The sequence below is a fragment of the Marinobacter sp. genome (assembly GCF_052094685.1).
In the GTDB taxonomy this organism is placed as follows: Bacteria; Pseudomonadota; Gammaproteobacteria; order Pseudomonadales; family Oleiphilaceae; genus Marinobacter.
The window spans coordinates 1-7,650 of sequence record NZ_JBQDKB010000133.1; the positions used below are offsets into that span (position 1 = coordinate 1).

The 7,650-nt window shown below is 56.3% G+C and carries 8 protein-coding genes; 2 read left to right on the plus strand and 6 right to left on the minus strand.

Going from position 1 to position 7,650, the window contains the following annotated elements:
* Window positions 1-38: 38 nt before the first annotated feature.
* Both hdhA and ACTH3S_RS17165 read right to left on the minus strand, forming a co-directional pair.
* The gene (hdhA, locus tag ACTH3S_RS17160; protein ID WP_441810239.1) at window positions 39-758 is read right to left on the minus strand and encodes a 7-alpha-hydroxysteroid dehydrogenase; all 720 of its coding nucleotides are present in this window, start codon (window positions 756-758) and stop codon (window positions 39-41) included.
* 188 nt (window positions 759-946) lie between these two features.
* Window positions 947-1,810, minus strand: coding sequence for a LysR substrate-binding domain-containing protein (locus tag ACTH3S_RS17165; protein WP_441810232.1), 864 nt, complete (start codon window positions 1,808-1,810; stop codon window positions 947-949).
* A 114-nt stretch (window positions 1,811-1,924) separates the two neighbouring features.
* Here ACTH3S_RS17165 and ACTH3S_RS17170 point away from each other — a divergent pair, with 114 nt between their 5' ends.
* Complete coding sequence (locus ACTH3S_RS17170) at window positions 1,925-2,857, plus strand: DMT family transporter (protein WP_441810233.1); 933 nt, start codon at window positions 1,925-1,927, stop codon at window positions 2,855-2,857.
* A 42-nt stretch (window positions 2,858-2,899) separates the two neighbouring features.
* On the opposite strand, the gene ACTH3S_RS17175 is transcribed toward ACTH3S_RS17170, so the two are convergent.
* From ACTH3S_RS17175 to ACTH3S_RS17190, 4 genes are all read right to left on the minus strand, one after another.
* Complete coding sequence (locus ACTH3S_RS17175; protein WP_441810234.1) at window positions 2,900-3,724, minus strand: ABC transporter ATP-binding protein; 825 nt, start codon at window positions 3,722-3,724, stop codon at window positions 2,900-2,902.
* The gene (locus ACTH3S_RS17180; protein WP_441810235.1) at window positions 3,721-4,827 is read right to left on the minus strand and encodes a FecCD family ABC transporter permease; all 1,107 of its coding nucleotides are present in this window, start codon (window positions 4,825-4,827) and stop codon (window positions 3,721-3,723) included. The genes ACTH3S_RS17175 and ACTH3S_RS17180 overlap by 4 nt, the downstream gene beginning before the upstream one ends.
* Entirely contained in the window at window positions 4,824-5,810 is a 987-nt protein-coding gene (locus tag ACTH3S_RS17185) for a FecCD family ABC transporter permease (protein WP_441810236.1), read from the minus strand. The genes ACTH3S_RS17180 and ACTH3S_RS17185 overlap by 4 nt, the downstream gene beginning before the upstream one ends.
* Before the next feature lie 80 nt (window positions 5,811-5,890).
* The gene (locus ACTH3S_RS17190) at window positions 5,891-6,853 is read right to left on the minus strand and encodes an ABC transporter substrate-binding protein (RefSeq protein WP_441810237.1); all 963 of its coding nucleotides are present in this window, start codon (window positions 6,851-6,853) and stop codon (window positions 5,891-5,893) included.
* A 139-nt stretch (window positions 6,854-6,992) separates the two neighbouring features.
* Between ACTH3S_RS17190 and ACTH3S_RS17195 the strand changes: the two genes are divergently transcribed.
* Window positions 6,993-7,650, plus strand: a 658-nt coding sequence (locus ACTH3S_RS17195) for a LysR family transcriptional regulator (RefSeq protein ID WP_441810238.1), incomplete at its 3' end; no start/stop codon positions are given.

A 7,650-nucleotide genomic window follows, 5' to 3' on the forward strand; every position in this document is an offset into this window, starting at 1 on the left:
AGATGGGTCAATTTTAAGTCGGCGCTAGTGGGTCAGTATTACTCCGGCGGTGACACACCGCCACCAGATACCGTCAAGATCTGCCCGCTGACCCAACCTGCAGCTGGTGAACAGAGAAACAAGGCGGCATTCGCCATGTCTTGGGGCTCGCCCAATCTGTGGATAGGGGTGTGCTCCAGCATCTTGCTCTCGATGTCATCGTTTAGAACGGATTTCAGGGCATCGGTGCGGGTCGCTCCGGGAGCTATGCCGTTTACTCGGATTTTCTTCGGGCCAAGATCGAAGGCAATGTTGCGAACAAGGTGGCTGGTTGCTGCCTTTGATGAACCGTACGAGGCCATGCGCTTGTTCTTATTTTCGGCAGACATGGACGTAATGGCGAGAATCGATCCGCCTCCTGCTTTCTCCATTTCGGGCACGGCCAGCTGGGCCAGACGGAACAGCGAGAACACGTTCAGATCGTAGGCGCGGCGAAAGTCATCCATCGGCATATCGAAGGGCTTGGGCCCACCGCCACCGGCGTTGCTTACGAGGATCGTTAGCTTGCCAAATGTCTGTGCGGTCTGGCTTACGAGAGCTGCCAGATCCTCTTCTTTGGTTACGTCGCAGGCCATTCCGGCTGCTTTACCACCTTGTGCTTCAATGACCCTGGCGACAGCGTTGGCTGTTTCGGCGTCACGGTCGCTGACCATGACCGCTGCGCCTGCTGCACCGAAGGTTTCAGCAATAGCACGGCCAATGCCTGCACCTGCCGCCAGTGATAACTGCTACCTGATCGTTGAGCGTGAAGTGTTTTGGATCGTACATATCGTTGCTCCAGAGGATGATTTGGCGAACCTTATAATAGAGCGCAGTACTGCGCTATATGTCGATTTTAGTAACCTAGCATAGCCTTTAGTTTTTAGACATATCTTGACTTAGAGCCTCTATTACGTGAATCAAGGGCTTACTCTGCCATCGACAAATGACTCCGAATCAGCTCGGCTAACTGCCTCGCAGGCTCTGACGGACGGCCGGATGGCCGATGCAAGGCAATTTCTACAGATGGCAGTGCAGGCATGCCGCTGCGTTCGTCTAGCACCCGCAGTTGAGGCGTGAGCATGTTCCGGGTAACAACCACCACAGCAAGCCCTGCAGCGACTACTGGCATTAGGCCGGTCATGGACTGGCTGGAATAGGCCATTCGCCAATCCCGCCTCGCACTAGCCAGGGCTTCCTCGGCCATATCTCTGAATACGTCTGCGCCGGGGGAGTATAGCGCTAAGGGTATCGGGTCGGTGAGTGATGGTTGGGCATTGGCGCCGACGGCCCACATCAAAGGTTCCCGCAGAATGACTTCACCTCCTGGGGATCGCACTTGGCGGGTCACTATGGCTAAGTCCATGTTCCCGGCCTGTACCTGCTTTACTAACTCGACGCTCGATCTACAGGTAACCTGTAACTGCACCGCCGGAAACAGTCGGTTGAAGTGGGATAATACGGATGTCAGCAGGAATGCATAATCCTCGGGAATGCCTAAGTTCAGCTCCCCGGAAACCTGACGTTGCTGTACGTCGTCCACGGCTTCGTTGTTCAGTTCCAGCATTTTTCTGGCGTAGCCGATGAGCTTTTGGCCTTCGGCCGTAAAGCGAATGCGGCGCCCATCCCGCTCATGAAGCGGAACGCCTAACGCTGCTTCCAGGCGATTCAACTGCATACTCACTGTGGATTGTGTGTAGGCCAGCCTTTCTGCTGCCGCCGTCACTGTGCCAGTGTCTGCAATGGTCACCAGCGTCAGCAGCATGTTCAAATCCAGCACTCGTTGTCTCAATGTATCAATCCTTGTGATGTGATGTATCAAAAAGCATTGATTTTGTGATGAGTGGTAAGTGTATAGCCTGTGACTGTCGAATCCAACTCACCTACATCAACAGGAGTCACAACGGTGCATGCAATCACACACACTTCTCGCCCGCTTATTATCAGTATTATTGCCGCCCTTTTTGCCGTTGTACTTTGGGCCGGTGCGCCTTTATTGGTGGATTTAGCCAGTTCGGTTCCGCCTTTTCAGCTTACGACCATTGCGTTGCTAAGTGGTGCCTTAGCCGCATTACCTACCAGCCTTAGTGGACGCCGCAATCGCGATGGTAAAGCGGTTCGTGGGCGGCTTTCGCTTAAATGGAAACTGGCTATTTATGGCCTGGTACCGGCTTTGATTCTGGGCGCAATTGGAGGCTACTTAACGGGTGTTGGTATGGCCCCGACCGCAGAAGCGGCACTGATTACTTATACCTGGCCGGTGATGTTTATTGTGATCAGCCAGTGGCTTTTCCATCGCCGAATTCCGCTGCCCGTGTTGTGTGGTGCGCTGATTGCGTTTGCGGGTGCGGCTCTGCTGCTCTCACCGGGCGCCAATAGTGAAGGGTTTTCGGAATACATGGCAGGTTATGGGCTGGCGCTGATGGCGGCTTGCTGCTGGGCGTTGTATTCGTGGCTTTGCCAGGCTGCGCCTGCGCCGGTTGCGCCGGTTATGCCGGGCCTGTTTGTGCTGGCGGCTATAGGCGCGGTGGTGGCCGACGCGCTATCTGGCAGTCCGTTCGGCTTGCCTTCCGGGTTGGCTCTTATGGCAGGTGTCGGCCTTGGCGTTGGGCCGTATGGGCTTGCGATGGTGGCGTGGGACATGGCGCTGCGTAATGGGCCTTCAGGTCTGGTGGGCAGTTTGGCTTACGGCGTGCCTGTGCTGGCGGCTGTGTTTTTGGTTATCGCGGGTGTTGCCGCCCCAGACTGGCGCTTGCCGCTGGCTGCTTTGCTGGTGGTTACCGGGTCTGTTGTGGCGTCTATCAAAACAGGCAGTCAGCGCCAACCCATGCCAGCTTAATGGCCAGAACACCCCGGCCTTGTAGGGGTGAACGATCAAACATCAGCGGCGCGCACGGCGAATGTTGAATAACATGGGGCTGCCTGATGCCGGGTCCTGCATTAAGTCGCAGGTAACGCCATATAGCTGTTCTATCAGGTTGGTGGTGATGACATCTGAAGGCGGCCCTTCGCTGATAATTTCTCCACCAAGCATGGCAACAATGTGATCCGCATACCGGCAGGCACTGGCAAGATCATGCACCACCATGGCGATGGTTTTACCTTGTTGGGCCAGGGCGCGGATCAGCTCGAACACTTCAATCTGATGCCCCAGATCCAGCGCAGATGTGGGCTCATCCAGCAGCAACAAGGGTGTTTCCTGGGCAATGCTCATGGCCACCCAAGCCCGCTGCCGCTGGCCTCCGGAAAGCGTATCCAAAGGCCGACCGGCCAGATCACCCACATCTGCTGCCCTTAAAGCACTTTCAACCGCATGTTGATCTTCATCAGACCATTGGCTTAGCCAGCTTTGGTGCGGGTGCCTGCCGAATCGAATCAGGTCGGTTACCGTTAGGCCTTCCGGCGCACTGTTGTCTTGGGGCAGTAGTGCAAGCTTGCGGGCCACTTCCCGTGCGGGCAGTTTGTGTATATCGGCACCGTCGAGAACAACCGTTCCGTGGCGTGGCTTGTGGATGCGTGCCAGGCCGTTTAGCAGGGTGGATTTGCCGCAGCCGTTCGGGCCTACAATTGCAGTTACCTGGCCGACGGGTAGGGCGATATCCAATTGTGGAATCACCGTGTGCGAGCCGTGGGCCATAACCAAGTGCTGTGCGGACAGCGAGGCGGCAGAGGTTTGCGTATTTGCCATAGTGACGGTTTGGTTCATCGATTAATGTCCGGTGATTTGCGTAGTAGTATCCAGAGTAAATAAGGGCTGCCCGCCACTGCGGTGATAATGCCCACGGGAATTTCCAGCGGCGCCAGTGCCAAGCGGCCCGCCAAATCCGACAACACCATTAGAATGGCACCCGCCAAAAACGACGCGGTTAGTGGAATGCTGCCGGGCCGGCTTATGGTGCGTGCCAGTTCGGGGGCCAGCAATGCGATCAACCCAACGGGGCCGGCAACGGATACCGCCAGCCCGGTTAGCAGCACTGACAAAATCAGGCCCGCAAGCCTTACCCGGCCAGGGTGGGTGCCTAAGCTGGTGGTGACCGCCTCGGGCAGTTGCAAGGTTGCCAGGGCACGGTTCATGAACAGCGACAACACATAGCCCACGGCAAGCCCAATGGAGAGCGCATGAACAGAGCTTGGTGCGCGGGCGTTCAGGCTGCCCACGGTCCAGGGGTAGGCTGCGTTGGCGTCGTCCAAGGCCACACTGCTTAGCATTACCTGGGTTAGTGCGCCGGAAATGGCGCCGATGGCCAGGCCAGCGATAATGAAACGGTAGCCGCGAGTGCCGGTGGCCCCCGCCAGCCCGAAGGCCAGGGCTGTTGCAACAGCGGCACCGGTGAGCGCCATAGCTGGCGGTGCCAGGCTGATTCCGGTGCCTACTACGGAGGCCACGGCAAACGCCGTGGCAGCGTTATCAATGCCAATAATGCCCGGTGTAGCCAGCCGGTTACGGGCCAGTGTTTGCATCAGGCAACCGGCAAGTGCGAACGCAGCCCCGGCAAGGCCGCCAGCCAGTAATCTGGGCCAACGCAGCTCTTCAATTACGAAGGTGTGCATGCTGGTGCCTTCGCCTTGCAGGGTGAGAAGAACATCGGGAATGGGGATCGACAAAGTGCCGAATGCCAATGACGCCAGGCTGCAGAGCATCAAAACAATAAGCAGACCTGTGTTTACCACCAGGGCCCGCTTTTCTATCAGCAGGCTCCAGGGTTGGCGTTTCGCGCGCCAGTGCCAGTAGCCACGGATTAGCCTTTGTGGGTCGGGCGCTTGTAATGTTGATGGTATCGTCCGGGGTGCGTTTGTGGGTGCATTCATAATGTCGGTATCCTTCGGGCGCGGATAATCACCATTAAGACCGGAGCACCAATGAGGGCGGTAATCACGCCAAGTGGCATTTCTGAAGGGGCAACGAGCAACCGGGAGAGGGTATCTGCGGCAACAATAATGGTCGGCCCTATGGGCAGGCATAGCCATAGGGTCTTACGGATATCGGCACCGCCTACTGCCCGGGCTACAAACGGAACTACCAGCCCGACAAACACCAGCGGCCCAGCAAGGGCCGTCGCTCCACCTACCAGTAACGCCACGGCAATAATGACCATCAGCCGGATCAGCCCGGGGTGGTGCCCCAGGCCCATAGCAACTCTTTCGCCCAGGGCAAGTGAGGCCAAAGGTTTCACCGCACCGAACACTATGGCGCCGGCCAACAGCATTGTGGGCAGCGTGGCGGTTAGCTGATCCCAGCTTTTGCCAGCGATGCTGCCGGTGATCCAGAAGCGAATTTCATCCGCTGCCCGTTGATCCATCAACATCAACAGGGAGGTGAGGGACAGCAATAAAGCAGTCAGGGTGGCGCCTGCCAGTACCAGCCGCACCGGGTCTTGCCCTACGCCCTGAATGCGGGTGGCGGCAATCACCAGGGCGCAACCGGCAAGGGCGCCAGCTTGGGAAACCAGCGTGGTTAGTGTAGCCGTGCTGGCGCCGAATAAAATGGCTAACGACACCGCAAACGCACTGCCGGCACTGACTCCAAGCAGGCCAGGTTCAGCTAGCGGGTTGCGGGTTAGAGTTTGAAGCAGGGCACCGGCGATACCTAGCGCTAGGCCGGTGACTGTGCCAATGGCTAGCCGGGGTAAGCGCAATTCCATAACAACAAAGCGAGCTTCTTCTGTTCCTTGCCCAGCAAGCACAGAAAAAGCCTGTTTTATCTCTAACGTGCCCGCGCCAAAAAGCAGCGATGCAAGGCACACCAGAAGAAACAGGGCCCAGGTAACAATGTAATGTCGGTTGGCTTTCATGCGGTCTTCAAATGTAAAAAGCCCGCTGTGAAGCCAGCGGGCAAAAGAACGTAAGGGGATCTTACGTCGCTAAAATGGCATCAGTGATTCGCAGCAATGTTGTTCATAGCGGCGGCAATGTCATCCAGGATCTGCATGGCGGCAAGTGGGCCGCTGGCGCTGGTCCACAGTTGGCCATTCACGGGAATAATCCGGTTTTCGTTGTTTGCTTTCAGTCGCTGAAAGGCCGGGGATTTGCGCGCCGCCTCCAGAGCCTCGTCGCCATCGGCGTTGAGGGTGGCAAGGAAAATCCACGAATGGTCGATCAGACCAAGGTTTTCCTGGCTTAATGGGTGGCTGTGAGGGCGGCCGTTTTTAACAATATTGGCTGAGTTCACCTCAAAGCCGGCTGCATTGAGCAGGCTGGCGGAGAAGAGCCCTTCGGACATAACCAGTGGGCCTTGAGGCATCCAGCGGATTAGGCCGGTTTCACGCTGATCTGCATCCAGAGTGTTGTCTACTAACGTGGCGACTTCGGCTGCTTTGTCTTCCACACGGGCAACGGCTTCTTCGCCAGCATCGGCACGACCCAGCGCCTTGGCGAACAGCCGAGTTTCTTGTTTCCAGGTTTTGGGCGTGAAGGCGGTGAAGCCCGGAACAATGGTCGGTGCAATCTTGGAAAGCAGATTGTACTGCTCCTTACTGAGCTGTGCGGGCGCCAAAATCAGATCTGGATTTAGCGCGATCACCGATTCTATGTTGGTTTCACCTGGGGCGCCGACAATTTCAACCCCCTTCGCTTTTGGCTGAATGTACTTGGCAACATGATTCCCGCCCCGGGTAATAACCGCGCCCACGGGTTTGATGCCCGTGGCAATAGCAGCATCCAGCGCACCTTCGTACAGCGTAACCACGCGTTCGGGTGTGCCATCAATACTGACTGGACCATAAGCCGTTTCAATTTCTCGGGTATCCGCATGAGCTGTCGCACCCGTCATGGCGGCTATCAGTACAAGGCTGCCTAGCATGTGCTTGAGTGAGAATGGAGCGAGCAGGTTGTGCATGGAGGTACTCCTGGGTGGTCGATAGAGCATGAGAATATAGATCGTAAGTCAGCTAATAAATTAATGATAATTGTTCGTATTATCATTTTGAAGATGATAAATTGGCACAAACGGTTGCAAATTTTGGAACAAGATAAAGATGTACGACCTAAAAGAACTGGAAGTCTTTGTTTCAGTAGTAAAAACCGGAAGCCTTACCGCCAGTACCCGGGAACTGAATCTGCCAAAATCTACTCTGAGCCGAAAAATCCGTAATCTTGAGGAGGTGGTAGGGCAGCCGCTTTTGCGGCGCGAGTCCCGGCGCGTGATTCCCAATGAAGCGGGGCGAATGTTTTATCGCTACTGCACTGAGATCTTGGACCTGGCCTTTCGAGGCAGAGAAGCTCTGGATGAACTAAAAGAAGAGGTGAGTGGAAAGCTGGTGCTGTGCTGCCACGAATCGCTGGTGCGAGGTTGGTTCTCGCAGGTAGTCGAGTCTTTCATGGCCCGCTATGACGGCCTGAGCGTTTCCGTTCAAACCCAGCGAAATATCCCCGAAACCATGAGTGATGGTGTGTGTGTTTGGGTGGGCAGCCCAGGCGACACCGTGCTCCGACAAAAGCCTTTGGGCCATTTGTCACAAGGCGTATACGGAAGCCCGGAGTACTTTGCCCGATATGGCCATCCGAAAGCGCCGGGAGATCTGAAAAGCCATGTGTGGGTGGACATGCTGGGCACCGATAGCGGGGGCTTAATTCTTCAGCACCCTAGCAGCCTGTCGGACTTAACCAAGCAGTATCGACATGAGATAATCGGGG

Bases quoted from the DNA above. Each gene is read 5' to 3' on its own strand.
- ACTH3S_RS17180 (WP_441810235.1), bottom strand. From the start codon at position 4,827: ATGAATGCACCCACAAACGCACCCCGGACGATACCATCAACATTACAA.
- ACTH3S_RS17185 (WP_441810236.1), bottom strand. From the start codon at position 5,810: ATGAAAGCCAACCGACATTACATTGTTACCTGGGCCCTGTTTCTTCTG.
- ACTH3S_RS17190 (WP_441810237.1), bottom strand. From the start codon at position 6,853: ATGCACAACCTGCTCGCTCCATTCTCACTCAAGCACATGCTAGGCAGC.
- ACTH3S_RS17175 (WP_441810234.1), bottom strand. From the start codon at position 3,724: ATGAACCAAACCGTCACTATGGCAAATACGCAAACCTCTGCCGCCTCG.